Here is a 16,352-nt window from a genome sequence, read left to right on the forward strand (position 1 = left end):
TCATAGCATAGGGCAGCATAAAAAGGTGTGACAAATATCAGACATGTCTGTTAATCGGCAAGTTAGAACTCATCTCAATGAAGCTGTGGCAGCCGAAACTTGACAATATACCCATGGGGGTATATATTAAGGACATGCAACCTATATGCTTTAAATCATGCATCCTAATAATAGTACACGGACAGGAGGGGGATCCAGATGGATTACAATGATCAGATGAAGAATCGGGTGAAACGCATTGAAGGGCAGCTGCGCGGCATTCTGAAAATGATGGAGGAGAACCAGGATTGCAAGGAAGTGATCACCCAGCTGTCTGCGACGCGGACGGCGATCGATCGGACGATCGGCGTTGTCGTCAGCTCAAATCTTGTGGAATGCGTACAGCAGGCCGCAGAGACCGGGCAGGATACGGAGAAGCTTGTGGTTGAAGCGGTAAATCTGCTAGTTAAGAGCAGATAATGGGGAAGTGTCCCTCATTTTAATATCAGGATCCACGAATAAGATTGACAGGACCTTCGATATCGTTTAATATACCCCCATGGGTATATATAGATCTTATACTCATCCATTTTAAGGAGGAATCATGATGAACGCGGATAAACTATTGGACGTTAAAGGCTTGGCCTGTCCCATGCCGATCGTGAAAACAAAGAAACAGATGAAAGAAATGGAACAAGGTCAAGTGCTTGAGATTCATGCAACGGATCAAGGCGCGAAGAGCGATTTGACGGCTTGGGCCAAATCGACGGGCAACGAGATGCTGGAACATCAAGAGGATGGCGGCGTGCTGAAGTTTTGGATTAAGAAGGGATAAATTTTTTTGAGTGCATTAATACCCGTAGGGGTATAAGAGACTTTGCTATTGGATCTATTAATAAACGCATTACAGGGGGAGATCATGACGTGACAGAAACAAAAAAGACAACGATCGTATTATTCAGCGGCGATTATGACAAAGCAATGGCTGCCTATATTATCGCCAACGGTGCGGCTGCATACGACCATGAGGTGACGATATTCCACACCTTCTGGGGGCTGAACGCATTGCGGAAGGATGAGGATGTCCTGCTGCCCAAGAAAAAAAGCTTCATCGAGAAGATGTTCGGAAAGATGATGCCGCGCGGATCCAACCACATGGGACTTTCCAAAATGAATTTTGCCGGGATGGGTCCCAAAATGATCAAGGACGTGATCAAGAAACACAACGCCGTTCCGCTTCCGCAATTGATCGAGATGGCGCAGGAGCAGGATGTGAAGCTGGTTGCATGCACGATGACGATGGATCTGCTTGGGCTGCAGCAAGAAGAACTGCTGGACGGCATCGAGTATGCGGGCGTTGCGGCGTATTTGGGCGACGCTCAGGATGGCAATGTTAACTTGTTCATTTAAGGAAAACAGAAGCGAAGGCTGCTGTTATAAAGAGAGGGAATAAAGATGGATATTCTCAATGTATTGTTCATTGCACTTATCATTCTGTTTGTCGTTTGGAGAATTCTCCCGGCCAAAGGAGTCAGGCAAATTACCGCGGCTCAGCTAAACCATGAGCTGAAGGATGCCAATGCGAACAAGCAGTTCATCGATGTCCGGACGCCGGGAGAATTCAAGGGAAATCACATTCGGGGTTTCCGCAATATTCCGCTGGATCAGCTCTTGTTGAGCAGCGAGTCGCTCTCCAAAGAAAGGGAAGTGGTATTGATCTGCCAAAGCGGTATGCGAAGCAACAAAGCCAGCAAAACATTAAAGAAATCAGGCTTTGAGAAGGTAACGAATGTGAAAGGCGGCATGAATGCCTGGTCGTAAACTTAAAAGTAAAAGGAGTGCTGATCAATTATGAGAGAAATTTCTCCAAAAGATCTAGAGCGGATGTTGAGTGACGGGACAGCCGTGAATATCATTGATGTGCGAGAAGCGGAAGAAGTCGCGGAAGGGAAAATTCCGGGCGCCGTCAACATTCCCCTCGGTCTGATTGAATTCCGCAAGCAGGATCTTGATCGGTCGAAAGAATATATCATGGTATGCCGTTCCGGCGGCCGGAGCGGCCGTGCAGCTGAATATTTGGAAAGCCAAGGCTATCACGTCGTCAATATGACGGGCGGCATGCTCGCATGGGAGGGCAAAACAGAGTAATCGTGTCTGTTTGAAAAGAATGGGTGTGTTAGTCACCCCCTTTTTTTGAAATGAAATATACCCATTGGGGTATTAGGGTCTAACAAACAAAACAATGGAGGTTGTATGTGATATGACAGCAATTGAATCGAATATGAAGCTGGACGCTAAGGGGCTGGCATGCCCGATGCCCATCGTCCGCACGAAAAAAGCGATGAAGGATCTTGAAGCCGGTTATGTGCTGGAGGTAGAGGCAACCGACAAAGGTTCCAAGGCAGACATGCAGGCATGGGCGGAAAGCACGGGCCATCAATATCTCGGTACGATTGAAGAGGGGGATGTGCTGAAGCACTATCTTCGCAAATCGTCAGGGGAAGAAACGGCAGAACGAAGCTATCCACATGTAGCGTCTAATGATCAGCTGGAGGAGAAACTTGCGTCCGGAGCGCCAATCATCGTCCTGGATGTGAGGGAAGCGGCGGAGTTTGCTTTCAGGCATATTCGCAATGCCGTATCGATTCCGCTTGGCGAACTGGATGAACGCATGGTCGAGCTGAACAAAGAGGATGAAATCTATGTCATCTGCCGTACCGGGACAAGGAGCGACCTCGCTGCGCAAAAGCTCTCAGCTAAAGGCTATGCAAGCATTATAAACGTGGTGCCGGGCATGAGCGGCTGGAGAGGAGAAACATTGGGCTTGAATGATGGCGCAGATGCTTAAGATGGCTGTCCAATAAGCATGCTTAGCACTTCGTATTTACAATGGCAGCCGGAAGGAATGTGCAATTTATCAGATCCAATGACTGAATTTAAGAGGAGGAAGAGCACCATGACAATGAGAGAAATGAAAGCGCAAGAAGTGGCCATGAAGGTGATTCGCAAAGAGAGCCAGTTTCTATTGGACGTGCGGAACCCTTCGGATTTTGAAGATTGGAAGATTGAGGGCGAAGGAGTTCGGCATTTGAATATCCCTTATTTTGATTTGATTGACGGCGTGGAAGAAATATTGGATCAAATCCCGATGGATCAAGAAGTGCTGGTTGTATGCGCCAAGGAAGGCTCGTCGGTGATGGTGGCCGAGATGCTGGCCGAGCACGGACGGAATGTCGCGTACTTAAAAGGGGGGATGAAAGCCTGGAGCGAACATCTTGTCCCGCTGAAAATCGGCAGCTTGGCGGATGGCGGCACGCTATATCAGTTTGTTCGTATCGGCAAAGGTTGTTTGTCTTATATGGCGGTATCGAACGGCGAAGCGGCTTTGTTTGACGCTACCCGCATGACGGAGGTATATCTTGAATTTGCCGAAAGCGTGGATGCCCAAATCAAGCATGTGTTCGATACCCATCTCCATGCAGACCATATTTCCGGCGGTCGAATGATTGCTGAGCAGACAGGAGCCGTATACTGGCTTCCGCCAGAGGATGCCAGCGAGGTCGTGTTTAAATACGAGCCGTTGAAGAACGGCGATCAAGTGGTGATTGGCGGGAGCACCATCCGCATCGATGCGCTCCATTCTCCAGGCCATACCATCGGATCCACTTCGTTTGTCATAGATGACCGCTACCTGCTGACAGGCGATATTCTGTTTATCGATTCCATCGGCCGTCCGGATCTGGCGGGACTGGCAGACGATTGGGTCGGCGATTTGCGGGAGACGCTCTATGCCCGCTACCCCCATCTATCGGATGATCTGACCGTGCTGCCGGCGCATTTCATGATCATGGACGAATTGAACGAGGACGGGACGGTCGCGAAGAAATTGGGAGAGCTGTACCGGGAAAACCATGGCCTCAACATCGCCGACGAGACGGAATTCCGAACATTGGTAACGCAGAATCTGCCGCCGCAGCCTAACAGCTATCAGGAAATCCGTCAAACCAACATGGGGAAAATGAACCCTGACACCGAGCGGCAGCGTGAGATGGAGATTGGGCCGAACCGCTGTGCCGTACGTTAATTTTGACAAGGACGTCTGATGTTAAGAGGCAGGATTATTCATAATTAGGAGTCATAGCAAGGGGCGATAACAAGATCGGCCATGGATATAAACGTATGAAACAAGATGTAAAGAGATCCGAGGGAACCAGAAGGTTCCCTTTTCTAAAGAGAAATAAGGGGGCAGCACGATGGAACTAAGTATCTCCTTCATCATAACGATATTTTTAATCGGATTCATTGGCTCTTATATATCAGGGATGGTTGGCATCGGCGGATCGATCATCAAATACCCGATGCTGCTGTATATCCCGCCGTTATTCGGCCTTGCGGCTTTCACCGCGCATGAAGTATCGGGCATCAGCGCCGTACAGGTATTCTTTGCCACGATCGGGGGCGTGTGGGCATACCGCAAGGGCGGATATCTGAACAAAACGCTCATTATCTATATGGGTTCAGCCATATTGCTGGGCAGCTTCATCGGCGGTTTCGGCTCCAAGATGATGAGCGAAGGCGGCATCAATCTCATCTACGGCATATTGGCGCTGGTTGCGGCCGTGATGATGTTCATCCCGAACAAAGGGGTGGACGATATTCCCCTGGATCAGGTCAAGTTCAATAAATGGCTGGCCGCTGTGCTTGCTCTTGTGGTCGGAATCGGAGCCGGTATCGTCGGAGCGGCCGGCGCGTTCCTGCTCGTTCCGATCATGCTGGTTGTATTGAAAATACCTACGCGGATGACCATTGCCACATCGCTTGCGATCACCTTCATCTCATCCATAGGTTCGACGGTTGGCAAACTGACGACGGGGCAAGTGGATTATATCCCCGCCCTTATTATGGTTGTTGCCAGCTTGATCGCTTCTCCACTCGGTGCGGCCGCAGGCAAGAAGATGAACACAAAGATACTGCAGATCATTTTGGCCGTTTTGATCCTGACAACGGCCATCAAAATTTGGCTGGACATTCTATGATGGTTCTATCGTTTAAGTAAGAGGCGATGCTGCAGAGGATGAAACAGGCATGGTAATATGGTGATATGCCCAATGTTATTCAAGTAATTGATGATCAATAGGGGGGATCCAATGATGAATCCATGGAATGAACGGTTTCAGGGCGAAGACTATGTCTTCGGAACCGAGCCCAATGTATTTATAGCCGACATGCATAAGAGGTTGGCATTAACGGGTAATGCGCTTGCGATCGCGGAGGGCGAAGGACGAAATGCGGTGTTTCTGGCACGCGAAGGCATGAACGTTACCGTGTGGGATTATGCGGAGTCCGGCCTGAACAAAGCCAATAAGCTGGCCGAAGCCAGCGGCGTTGAGATTCGCACCGAGCTTGTGGACCTTGGGGAAGCGCAGTGGACGAAGGAGCAATGGGATGAGATCATTTGCGTGTTCGGACATTTTCCCAAAGAATTGAGAACAAGGACGTTGGAAGGCGTGAAAACCGCGGTGAAGCCGGGAGGATATTTTCTCACCGAAGTGTATTCCCCGTACCAGATTCCTTATCGAAGCGGGGGACCGCAAGATCCTCAGTTTTTATACGCACCCGGGGATTTCCTCGAAGCTTTTGCGGATTGGCGAATTGTCCATTTTTTCATGGGTGAGGTCGTTCGGCAGGAAGGACAGGGGCATCAGGGCTTGTCCCATGTCATTCAGTTTGCGGGGCAAAAGCCGTCCATCAAATGAATATTTGCGAGTAATCATTAGATGAACAGCTTGGATACATCGGACCGATCGCCCTGTTGCACATAGTCGGAGGGTGACAGACCGGTGTATTTTTTAAACATGCGATAAAAATAGGACGTGTCATAATAACCCAGATAGTGGGCGATATGAGCGATTGTCATGTCGGAATGAAGCAGCAGGCCGCACGCTTCCAGCACGCGCAGCTGGTGCATGTACCGAATCGGGGAATGACCGTACACCTCCTTGAAGAGGGCGGTGGCATAATTGGGGGAACGATGGATTAACTTCGCGAGTTTATCGATTTCAATCGGTTCGCGGTAATGGTCCAACAGATACGATTTGATGGTGTCCGCATAATTTCTTTTGCTTGGCGGCAGCTCGGTCTTCTCGAGTTCCCGGGCCAGCATGCCGAGCAGCTCCTGCATGATGCCCTGACAGATCATGGAGCGGTAGCTTTTGCCGCCGCGCATTTCCTCGAATAATCGCTCGCAGCGGCGGTAGGCATACTGAATATGCGCAAGGTTGAATTTGAGGAATTGCCCTCCATCCAGAAACGGAATGCCTGTGGTTACCTGAGGATCCATCGTAAAGAGAATGGTGTATTTCCGATGAGGGATGCCATTCCAGTTGCCGCCGCTCCGTTTCGTCGATTGCGGGATGAAGAGCACGTCTTCTTCTTCCGCAATGATCTCCTCCCCGTTGATTTCATACCTCACTTTGCCTTCTCTTACCACAACGAGCACGTTGTAACGGATCGTCTCAAGCTGAGTCCGCCAGTTCGGGATATGATCATCAAAATTCACGCTCATTAACTGGATCACAGGCAAGCACCTCGCAGTGATTTTATACCTATAGCCTAGCATATTCATGCTTCCAATGAGTAGGTGTTTGTTGGTATTTACAGGTCAGCTAACCTAAATTGAAGTAGAATCGTACAATAAATTAACGAAATGTACATCGACTCAACAGGAAGCATTGGCCTATAATTTCTGTCAATAGCAGTCATTTTGTAAACGCTGACATGTAAGGATAAGAGAAAAGGGATGAGGAAGGAAGCGATACGTGTATGAGAGTATTATTGTTGGATTTGGACTCGACCAGACCGGATCATTTAGGGTGTTACGGATACCATCGGAATACGTCGCCCAACATTGACCGGATAGCGGCGGAAGGCGTACGCTTCGACAATTACTATACCTCCGACGCTCCATGTTTTCCTTCAAGAACCGCGCTGATGACCGGCAAGTTCGGCATTCATAACGGGGTCGTGGGCCATGGAGGCTCGGCAGCCGACGTGCGGCATGAAGGCATTACGCGGGATTTCCGCGACAAGCTGGCTTCGGAGAGCTTTCCCGCCATTTTTCGCCGGGCCGGCATGAAAACCGCGTTGATCAGTCCGTTTGGAGAGCGCCATTCCGCCTGGACCTTCTATGCGGGCTTCAATGAAATGTATAATACAGGCAAAGGCGGCTTGGAGTCGGCTGAGGAAGTGTCTCCGGTCGTGCTGGACTGGCTGGATCGCAACGCCGATGAAGATAACTGGATGCTCTATGTGAACTTCTGGGATCCGCATACGCCGTATCGTGCACCTCAGTCGCTGGGCAATCCGTTCGAGCATGATCCTCTTCCGGAGTGGTTATCCGAAGACGTGCTTCAGGAGCATCAGAAGAAGGTCGGCCCGCATGGTGTAAACGAAATTAACATGTATAATAGTGATGTATCCCCCGATTACCCGCGTCATCCCGGAGAGATTCGGACGATGGAGGATTTGCGGACGATGGTGGACGGCTATGATTGCGGCATTCGGCATATGGACGAGCATATCGGGGCCATCTTCGAGCTGTTGGAATCCAAGGGCGTTATGGATGACTTGATCGTAATCATAACGGCGGATCATGGCGAGAACATGGGGGAGCTTGGGATTTATGGAGAACATGGCACAGCGGATCAGGGAACCTGCCGCATTCCGATGATTATCCGAGGGCCAGGCATCATGCAAGGGATATCGGATCGCAATCTGCACTATCATCTGGATCTACTGCCTACGATGGCGGAATATATGAACGTGGCACCGGCAAGAAGCTGGGATGGAGTCAGTTATGCCGAGACCCTGCGAAGCGGACGCGAGAGCGGCAGGGAGTATCTGGTGGTATCCCAATGTGCACACGTCTGCCAGCGAAGCGTGCGGTTTGGAGATTGGCTGTACATTCGTACCTATCATGACGGCTTTCATCTGTTCGACAAAGAAATGCTGTTCCATATCACCGAGGATGTGTATGAGCAGCACAACCAGGCGTCTCAAAGACCGGATCTTTGCCGGGAGGCCGTCTATCTGCTGAATGAGTGGCATGATCATATGATGTCGACAATGCCGTTTGACGTGGATCCATTGTGGACGGTCATGAAAGAGGGGGGACCTTACCACGCCAAAGGTCATTTGCCCCGGTATATCGAGCGTTTGAAGAACACGGGCCGGGGAGAAGCGGTGCCGGAGCTGATGCGCCGTCATCCTCGGGAGTTCGTGTAATCGCAATAGCAAGGTGAAGCAGGATAACCGCTCTGACAGCGGTTGTCCTGTTCTCCGTATCAAGGATAGGAGGAACAAATAACATGGGAGAACCACATTCCTGCTGCGCAGGATCCAGAGCGCACGTGCAGTCGACGGGATCCGGCCAGAAGGCTCTTATTGGCACTATGAGAGACGAAAAGTATGATGAACAGTCTCATCCTGATTTTCATACCGATATGATCATGCTGCCTGGAGGGACGTTTACGATGGGCACGAATTCGAATGAAGGTTTCCCTCGTGACGGGGAAGGGCCAGCTCGCAGCGTAACCGTCTCCGGATTCGAGATCTCGTCCCATGCCGTAACGAATGGGGAATTTCAACGGTTTGTGGAAGCCACCGGTTATGTGACGGAAGCGGAACGGTTCGGCTGGTCGTTTGTATTTGAACTGCTGGCTTCGGAGGAAACGAAGGCAGCAGTAGCCCAGGTGCCGCAAGAGGTACCTTGGTGGCTGGTGGTCGAAGGGGCATACTGGGCAGCACCCGAGGGGGCGGATTCCAGCATCGAAGACCGAATGGACCATCCGGTCGTACATATATCCTGGAACGATGCCGCGGCTTACTGTCAGTGGGCAAGCGTGCGGCTTCCGACGGAAGCGGAATGGGAATATGCGGCTCGCGGCGGTTTGGAGGGCAGGACCTATCCGTGGGGAGATCTGCTGAAACAGGACGGAGAGCATCAATGCAACATATGGCAGGGCAAATTTCCGGTCAAAAATAACGCCAGCGACGGGTACATCGGAACCGCGCCGGTGGATGCCTACAAACCGAACGGTTACGGACTGTACAACATGTCCGGCAACGTATGGGAATGGTGCGGCGATTGGTTCAGCCCGTCGTATCATCAACAGACCTCGGCGAACAATCCGTTCTATGGGGAGCCTACCGGCAGAAGGTCGATGCGCGGGGGTTCGTACCTGTGCCACAGATCCTACTGCAACCGGTATCGAGTCGCGGCGCGGAGCGGGAATACACCCGACAGCTCGACGGGCAACTGCGGTTTCCGGGTGGTGAGGGATGCGGTGTTATAGAGCTTATTGTTGTTAATAGACAATGCAGCTTGGCGTAAAGGTTATAATTGCGAAAACCAAAGAAATTTCGCGAAAAATGATGATATTTTCAGATTACGATAGGATTTATAAAGGTAAGAGAGGATGGATCATGATTCAGCAGCTTCTGCAATCGTATTGGCCCGAGTGGTACGGAGATACGGTGAACGGCCCTACGGGCTGGAACAATACGACCCTTTTTATTCATAACCCGCATCGGCGTTCGGTCATGCGCATTTACAATACGCATCGTGACAAGGCAAGGATCCAATTCGAGTTTGCGGTTTTGGACTCGCTCCAGCGGGCACCCCTTAGCTTTAAGGTCCCAGCGCCTGTTCCATCAACGTCTGGCGATAAGATGGTTCGGGTTCAGGACGGAAGTGATCGATACGCTTGCCTATTCGAATACATTGAAGGAGCGCGACCGGATGAAGAGAGCATTCAAGCGACTTATTCCTTCGGGGAAAAAACGGGAGAACTGGTAAGTGCACTTGCGGCTTGTTCGATTGGAATGGAGCCGGTGTATCCGCCCTATTACGAGCTGCTTCAATCGTATCCTTCGTGCAGCAGGACATTCATTCAGGATTTCTGCAAGCGACCGCCCGTCGAGTTCCAGGAACAAGGAAACGCGCTGCAAATCCTTCAAGAAGCGTACACCGAGATATCCGGCAGGCTGGAATCCCTGAAAAATCTGCCGCAGCAGCTGGTCCACGGGGACCTGAACTTTTCAAACCTGCTCGTAGATTCGGAACAATCGGGCAAGGTCATCGCGTTGCTCGACTTCGAGTTTTGCACAAAGGATGTCAGGGCGATGGAACCTGCGGTCGTCATTTCGGGATTTTTGGGAATGGCGGAGGAGAAGGACGCTATCCGGCAGTTCTGCGAAGGCTTTGCCAGCCGCGTACGGCTGACCGAAGAGGAGATTGCTGCCATACCGGTACTGCTGCGCTTGCGTTTGGTTGACGTTTTCTTGCATTTTTTGAGCCGCTATCGGGAAGGGACCGATGATTCCCATGTGCTGCAGGAGCAGATCGATATGCTGGCAGCCGGATTGACGCGGCTGGAGCAAAGTCAGGCATGGATGGAAGACGTGTTGACACAGTATTTGATGTAAACCAAAAACCCCGATCTCTTCAAGAGACCGGGGTTTTTCTTAATGTGGCGAACCGTTATTCAAGAAAATTAAAATGAATTGATTCAACCGTTACTTTTTCAGCAGATTAATATGATCCAGGTCCGTGCTGCTGTTGAAGATAAACTCCAGCTTATATTCACCACGATGGTAAGTCAGCTTGGTTTGCTTCGTTTTTCCGTTCTTGAATGTGGTGGTGGCATCCGGAGCAAACCAATTCTTCTTCAGCATTTTCATGGTGATGCCGCCGATGTTCGTCTGTCGTTCCACATTGGTGCCAAAATATCGCATTTCGCGAATCTTATTCAGCTTGTAGGAGAAGGCGTAGCCCGGATTCCCCATGTTGGCCCCGTATTCGTCGAAGGCATCGGCATCCTTGCCTGGCACGGGAGGCTCGCCAATGGCCTTGTACACGTCCTGCTTCGTGCTTTTACCGATCGTTAATCCGCTGACCGCACCGGGGAATTGTCCCTTCAATGCAGGTTTATAAAAGCTGTTGAGCGTCTTGAGCGCGTGCTCGGCAGCATAATCCTCGGCGCTTGCCGCCGTGGCGGCTTCAGCCTGCTGCAGTGGCAAAACAGCATGATTTGCTCCGAATGCACTAAGGCCGACGACGCCCGCCATAGTCAAAGTGACGATTGCTTTTTTAGCTGGTTGCTTCAAGTTCATGTTGCATCCTCTCCTTTGTAACAACTACTTACCACATGCGCTGCGTATCAAACAAGTGATCCTGACTTATCTTCCCATGATAGTTGATGTTTAAGGGAAATGGGTTACGATTCTATGAAGATGACATTGCAGATTTGATACCTGGAATAAGAAGCCTTGCTTGATCCTAACGGTTTGAACGATGAATCGGGTCGCCAATCGGCCGAACATTGATGAATCCGTCCATGACCTGAGCGTTATTCGAAAAATGGGGTAATAGTACAGAGGTGATATGAATTTTTGGAAAAATCGTGTAATCTATATAGAACCGACTTTTTCAGGAGGAATTATGGAAACCGAATCCTTACTCAAGGTGGAGCAGCTTGCTCTCAAAAAACACAAAATTTTTAAACAAAGCCAGCTGCGCTACATCGCGCGCTCCATGCTCGCCAGCATGTTTATCGGCTTTGGCGTCATCGTCGCCTTTAAGACGGGCAACTTTTTTTATCTGGAGCATTCCCCGCTGACTTATCCGATGGCTGCCCTTACGTTTGGCGCGGCGATTATCCTGATCGCGTACGGGGGAGGGGATTTGTTTACAGGGAACACGTTTTATTACACGTATGCCGCTCTCCGCAAGAAATTAAATTGGCTGGAAGTAGTCAAGCTGTGGATCTTCAGTTATGCAGGAAACATCCTGGGGGCCTGCACGTTTGCGCTGTTGATTTTCTTAACGGGATTATTCACCGATTCCTCCGTGAACGGATTTCTGCTCAATGTGGTGGAACACAAAATGACCACCCCGACGATGCAGCTGTTTTTTAGAGCGATTCTGTGCAACTGGCTCGTATGCCTTGCCTTTTTCATCCCCATGTCCCTGAAGGGCGACGGAGCCAAAATGTTTGCCATGATGCTGTTTGTTTTCTGCTTTTTCATCTCCGGATACGAGCACAGCGTTGCGAACATGTGCACCTTTGCCATTGCGCTCGTGCTGAATCATCCGGGCACGATTTCGTTTGATGGCGTATTGCATAATCTGATTCCGGTAACGTTCGGCAATTTGATCGGCGGCGTTCTATTAATGGGCTTTATGTATTATTTTGTGAACAAGCCTTTTCTGGATGCGAAGGAATCCTCTGGTGAATAGGTTTGGAAGCTTGCAAGCTTAGCTCCGCTAGCCTTGTAACAATGAATACACCCGCGTATCGTGTGCCGTGCCGTTCTGATAGATATACTGGCGCAGAGTTCCTTCCGCTTCGAATCCGAGCTTGGCCAGCAGTGCATGGGAAGCCTGGTTCTCGATAAAAACGACGGCACCGATGCGGGTTAGGCCAAGCTCCTGAAATCCATATGCCAGGATGGCGGAGGCCGCTTCGCTGGCATATCCTTGCCTCCAGAAGTCGGGATGGAGCTCATATCCGATTTCTGCTCTTCTATGCCGTGGGGACCATGCGTTATATCCGATCGTCCCGATCAGGCCTTGCCTATCTTTCCTTTCGATGCCCCATCGAATCCCGCGCTGTTCTGCGTAGTTGTTAGCGAACAGCTCAATGAATCGACGAGCTTGCTCGGGGCTGGTCAACGTGTCTTGACCGTAATAGCGGGTCACCTGCTCATGCGAGAAGCAGCTGTAGATCGCCTCGGCATCCTGAAGCCGGATTTCACGCAGTCTTAATCGTTGAGTCTCTAGTTCTGGAAACATGATGTCCCTCCCTGGATAAACCGTATTGGCTAATATGGATTAGATTTCATTATATAAGATGTATTGATAAAGAGAAGAGGAGTGCACGGAATTCGCGTTGTTCCATAAAAAATAAAGGGCTGGTCGCAAAGTCAAATGGACGTTGGACCAGCCCTTTTTACAATTTTATCCCTTCACTTCCTTATACAGCTAACCCGCGGTTCTAAGCTTTTAATGCAGCGAAATGCGGCTTAAGCTGCCGCCGTTCGCAAACAAACGCTGGATGCTGCGTTCAACCTCCGCGTCCGGTATCAACGGAGGGGCTTGGTGCGGTTTCGTGCGGGCATCGATAATGACCGTGTCGCAGCCCCAATGCTTGTGCTCATAGCGGCTGTTCACGCCGTGAATGTCATGGGAAGGATTGCTGCGCGTAAAGGTTGCCCAAAGAAAATTGTTGAGCGTTGCGCTCATGAATTCACTGTCATCGCACAGAATGATCATCGGGCAGGAAGGAAGCGAACCTCGTTCCCGGATGGCATCGCTAAGGCTCGACATCTCCTGCGCCACTTCGGAATAACTCGTAAAGGGGGCTCCCTGGATGGCGACAATGCCGGGCATGATCCATTTTGCAGGCGCATACCCGGGAAGATCCGTTAACGCCTCAGGCACCGCTTGGCACAAACCCCTTTTTTTATCCCCGACCGCCGCAAATACGACCTTGCTGCCGGTGTTGAGTCCGGTTCCGGAATAATCGAGCGTATCGATCGTGGTATTGGTCTGAAAATGGATGTCCCGTTGCAGATCGATGCGTTCCAATATATAGGTCAAGAAGTCCTCGATATGATGCGTGCTTAAAGGCTGGTTCTCTTCAGCTGCAATGAATAAATACTTGGCCAAGCTTAATTGGCCCGTGCCCAGTATCCGGTTGGAGATGGTGAGAAGCTCAGCCGGCTGCTTTACTTGTTGATATGGGGTATACCGTTCGCTGCCGATGGCAAAGAGCAGGGGGTGTACCCCGGCAGCATCAACCGCATGGACTTCCTTGACCCCCGGAATTTCTTGCCGGATCGCCCCGCCGGTCAGCTCATGAATCAGCTCCCCGAAGGACGTATCTTCCTGCGGCGGTCTCCCGACGACCGTAAACGGATAGATGGCCTGCCGCTTGGCATAGACTTTATGCACTCGCATGACCGGAAACGGATGGACCAGGCTGTAATAACCCAGATGATCGCCAAAAGGTCCCTCGGGCTTGGTTTCGCCGGGATGGATCTCCCCCGTAATAACAAAATCCGCATCGTGGCTGATGCAGTAACCATCCACATAGCTGTACCGGAAATGTCGTCCCGACAGCAGTCCGGCAAAGGTAAGCTCGCTCATGCCTTCCGGCAGGGGCATAACCGCAGAAATCGTATGGGCAGGGGGCCCCCCGATAAAACAGCTCACTTTCAGCGGCTGACCCAGCTTATTCGCCTTCGCTTGATGGATGCCGATGCCCCGGTGGATTTGGTAATGGATGCCGACTTCCTTGTTCATTTCATATTCATTGCCTGTGAGCTGAACCCGGTACATGCCCAGATTGGAATTCATCACGCCCGGCTTCTCCGGGTCTTCGGAATACACTTGGGGCAGCGTGACGAAAGCGCCGCCGTCGTCCTTCCAGTGCTTAATGAGCGGCAGATCGGAAATTTGGATTTCCTGAAATCCGGGTGGCAGGGCACCTGTTTTTTTGATCGGCAGTGCAGATTTAGCTGCCAGTCCCGTTCCGATATATTTAAAAGGATTTTTGAGCGCCTTCATCGGATCGTTGCGCAGCGCGATAACGTCTTGCGTTGATTCGAAGGTTTCCCGAAAAATGAATTTGCTGCGCTCGATCGTGCCGAACAGGTTGGATACCGCACGAAACCTTGAACCTTTTACATTCTCAAACAGGAGTGCCGGGCCGCCTGCCTCATAAACCTTCATATGTATGGCCGCCATTTCTAAATGAGGATCGACCTCTTCATGTATACGAACCAAATGCCCATGTTTCTCCAAATCAATGATGCATTCTTCCAGATTATGATATTTCATTACATAGCTCCAATCCCTTGTAGATAGTGAACTTATTCTACTATTATCGACAATCTCATGGCGAAGGTCAATGACGCCCGATATAGAATGGACAAACGGCTCCGTCATTAAAAATCGTCTTTCTGATAGAACATGCAATACAAGGTCAGGGCGTTGATTTTTTCTTCATGCCTCAAAACAAATCCCCATCTTTGATACAAATTTACATTCTCCTTATTTTCAGTATCGAGCGTGATTCCATGTGAATTGTGATCCGAATTAACCACTTGAAGCAGGTGCCGCAGCATTGCTGTTCCAATTCCCCTGCCTTGGACCTCCGGATTCACTCCGATCATAATGAGATAATGGTGCGGAGAAGAAGGAGCAGCCGATCTCGTCATGCCCATATAGGCATTCAGGAATCTCAATGTTTTGACTGGGAGTTGGAATAACAACGGCAAGAGTCTTCCAATCAGCAAAAAAGCTCCCTTTAAACGCTTAAGCTTGCTTATGCCGGGTTTCTCTACAATGAAGGTACCGAGCAAGATTTCGTTTTCATAATAGCCCCATATTTCTTCATGCAGCAGAAAGCTTTTATCAAACATGAAGGAGACAAATGCAGCCGCTCTGCTGCTTGATTCACGATCAAGCTCCGGATCGCCAAATGCATGCAGAAACAAAGGATCCCGGGCAAATGCCCGGTTCATAATGGATGAAAATAAGATTTTATCTGCTTGGGTCAGCTTGGATACTCTGCATGGAATGTTCATGATTTCTCTACTGCTTTGCCATAATGATCTACAGCAAAGCTGTACAATACTTTCAGCATAAACAGGGTGCCGGCCAATAACATGTAGGGCTGGATGCTGGACAGCAAGAACGTAACCCCTATGCCGATCGACAGGAGCAAGCCTCCTATAAATCGCTGCGATGATTTCCCGATCAGCGCATTCACGGTCACAGCTCCAGCGATGGTATATGCCCATATACCGACGGCATACCCGATATCGGTATGGAGTAGAAGCGCAATCATGATGATATGCACATGTATCGCAAGGAACACTGTCCGATTCGTTTTTCTGGACGCGTAGAAATTACTGGTTGAGATTGTGAAATTGGCAATGCAGCCGGCGAATATATCGAAGATAAGCAATAAGGCAAGGGCACTGCGCCATATAGGCAAAGAGTTTGTGATTTCAGGATAAATGAAGCTCACCGCGATGGTTAGAAGTCCACCGAACAGCAGGATGACCAGAATAGAGCCAACGGACTGCTTTTCACCAAAAACATCATGCAGAATCGAAGGAATCTTTACGATTTTCATCACGTAACACACTCATTTCTTTTGTGATTTAAATTAAATTATGTAGTATTTGAATTGATTTACTATAAAAACAATATAACTCCAAATAGGTGTTTGTCAATTGTTTTATAGTGAATAAATTGAATTACTCTAAAACTTGATATATACTTCAATTGAGGTGGGGAACAT

The 16,352-nt window shown here is 49.9% G+C and carries 19 protein-coding genes; 13 read left to right on the top strand and 6 right to left on the bottom strand.

Annotated features, from left to right (window positions below; genetic code table 11):
* Positions 1-198: 198 nt before the first annotated feature.
* The 9 genes from RB298_RS09350 to RB298_RS09390 all read left to right on the top strand — a co-directional run bounded on the left by RB298_RS09350 (position 199) and on the right by RB298_RS09390 (position 5,735).
* Positions 199-459, top strand: coding sequence for a metal-sensitive transcriptional regulator (locus tag RB298_RS09350; RefSeq protein ID WP_009591350.1), 261 nt, complete (start codon positions 199-201; stop codon positions 457-459).
* Between the two features lie 127 nt (positions 460-586).
* Positions 587-814 (top strand): sulfurtransferase TusA family protein, encoded by a 228-nt coding sequence (locus tag RB298_RS09355; RefSeq protein ID WP_096773341.1) that lies wholly within the window; start codon positions 587-589, stop codon positions 812-814.
* 89 nt (positions 815-903) lie between these two features.
* Entirely contained in the window at positions 904-1,389 is a 486-nt protein-coding gene (locus RB298_RS09360) for a DsrE/DsrF/DrsH-like family protein (protein ID WP_015734628.1), read from the top strand.
* Positions 1,390-1,434: 45 nt separating this feature from the next.
* Positions 1,435-1,800, top strand: a complete 366-nt coding sequence (locus RB298_RS09365; protein ID WP_096773342.1) for a rhodanese-like domain-containing protein — start codon at positions 1,435-1,437, stop codon at positions 1,798-1,800.
* Between the two features lie 30 nt (positions 1,801-1,830).
* The gene (locus RB298_RS09370) at positions 1,831-2,127 is read left to right on the top strand and encodes a rhodanese-like domain-containing protein (RefSeq protein WP_096773343.1); all 297 of its coding nucleotides are present in this window, start codon (positions 1,831-1,833) and stop codon (positions 2,125-2,127) included.
* Between the two features lie 112 nt (positions 2,128-2,239).
* On the top strand, positions 2,240-2,827 hold the full coding sequence (locus RB298_RS09375; protein ID WP_486046930.1) for a sulfurtransferase TusA family protein: 588 nt from the start codon (positions 2,240-2,242) through the stop codon (positions 2,825-2,827).
* A gap of 108 nt (positions 2,828-2,935) precedes the next feature.
* Positions 2,936-4,063: an MBL fold metallo-hydrolase gene (locus RB298_RS09380; protein WP_486046931.1), complete on the top strand. Its 1,128-nt coding sequence runs from the start codon at positions 2,936-2,938 to the stop codon at positions 4,061-4,063.
* A 169-nt stretch (positions 4,064-4,232) separates the two neighbouring features.
* A complete protein-coding gene (locus tag RB298_RS09385; RefSeq protein ID WP_486046932.1) occupies positions 4,233-5,015 on the top strand; it encodes a sulfite exporter TauE/SafE family protein in 783 nt (260 codons plus the stop codon).
* 114 nt (positions 5,016-5,129) lie between these two features.
* A complete protein-coding gene (locus tag RB298_RS09390; protein ID WP_096773516.1) occupies positions 5,130-5,735 on the top strand; it encodes a class I SAM-dependent methyltransferase in 606 nt (201 codons plus the stop codon).
* Between the two features lie 17 nt (positions 5,736-5,752).
* On the opposite strand, the gene RB298_RS09395 is transcribed toward RB298_RS09390, so the two are convergent.
* Positions 5,753-6,556, bottom strand: coding sequence for a helix-turn-helix transcriptional regulator (locus RB298_RS09395; RefSeq protein ID WP_486046933.1), 804 nt, complete (start codon positions 6,554-6,556; stop codon positions 5,753-5,755).
* A gap of 245 nt (positions 6,557-6,801) precedes the next feature.
* Between RB298_RS09395 and RB298_RS09400 the strand changes: the two genes are divergently transcribed.
* From RB298_RS09400 to RB298_RS09410, 3 genes are all read left to right on the top strand, one after another.
* Complete coding sequence (locus RB298_RS09400) at positions 6,802-8,262, top strand: sulfatase family protein (protein WP_096773348.1); 1,461 nt, start codon at positions 6,802-6,804, stop codon at positions 8,260-8,262.
* An 83-nt stretch (positions 8,263-8,345) separates the two neighbouring features.
* Positions 8,346-9,332, top strand: a complete 987-nt coding sequence (locus tag RB298_RS09405; RefSeq protein WP_096773349.1) for a formylglycine-generating enzyme family protein — start codon at positions 8,346-8,348, stop codon at positions 9,330-9,332.
* A gap of 130 nt (positions 9,333-9,462) precedes the next feature.
* Positions 9,463-10,464, top strand: coding sequence for a phosphotransferase enzyme family protein (locus tag RB298_RS09410; protein ID WP_486046934.1), 1,002 nt, complete (start codon positions 9,463-9,465; stop codon positions 10,462-10,464).
* A gap of 90 nt (positions 10,465-10,554) precedes the next feature.
* On the opposite strand, the gene RB298_RS09415 is transcribed toward RB298_RS09410, so the two are convergent.
* Entirely contained in the window at positions 10,555-11,151 is a 597-nt protein-coding gene (locus tag RB298_RS09415) for a YjgB family protein (RefSeq protein ID WP_486046935.1), read from the bottom strand.
* Between the two features lie 328 nt (positions 11,152-11,479).
* Here RB298_RS09415 and RB298_RS09420 point away from each other — a divergent pair, with 328 nt between their 5' ends.
* Positions 11,480-12,277 (top strand): formate/nitrite transporter family protein, encoded by a 798-nt coding sequence (locus tag RB298_RS09420; RefSeq protein ID WP_486046936.1) that lies wholly within the window; start codon positions 11,480-11,482, stop codon positions 12,275-12,277.
* 27 nt (positions 12,278-12,304) lie between these two features.
* On the opposite strand, the gene RB298_RS09425 is transcribed toward RB298_RS09420, so the two are convergent.
* The 4 genes from RB298_RS09425 to RB298_RS09440 form a co-directional block, all read right to left on the bottom strand.
* Positions 12,305-12,832, bottom strand: a complete 528-nt coding sequence (locus RB298_RS09425) for a GNAT family N-acetyltransferase (RefSeq protein ID WP_486046937.1) — start codon at positions 12,830-12,832, stop codon at positions 12,305-12,307.
* Between the two features lie 210 nt (positions 12,833-13,042).
* Positions 13,043-14,881, bottom strand: coding sequence for a UbiD family decarboxylase (locus RB298_RS09430; RefSeq protein WP_486046938.1), 1,839 nt, complete (start codon positions 14,879-14,881; stop codon positions 13,043-13,045).
* 107 nt (positions 14,882-14,988) lie between these two features.
* Entirely contained in the window at positions 14,989-15,630 is a 642-nt protein-coding gene (locus RB298_RS09435; protein WP_486046939.1) for a GNAT family N-acetyltransferase, read from the bottom strand.
* Positions 15,627-16,184, bottom strand: coding sequence for a hypothetical protein (locus RB298_RS09440; protein ID WP_096773354.1), 558 nt, complete (start codon positions 16,182-16,184; stop codon positions 15,627-15,629). Before RB298_RS09440 ends, RB298_RS09435 begins: the two co-directional genes overlap by 4 nt.
* Positions 16,185-16,352: the final 168 nt, after the last annotated feature.

The sequence above is a fragment of the Priestia sp. BR_2 genome (assembly GCF_041954005.1).
In the GTDB taxonomy this organism is placed as follows: Bacteria; Bacillota; Bacilli; order Paenibacillales; family Paenibacillaceae; genus Paenibacillus_AQ; species Paenibacillus_AQ lautus_A.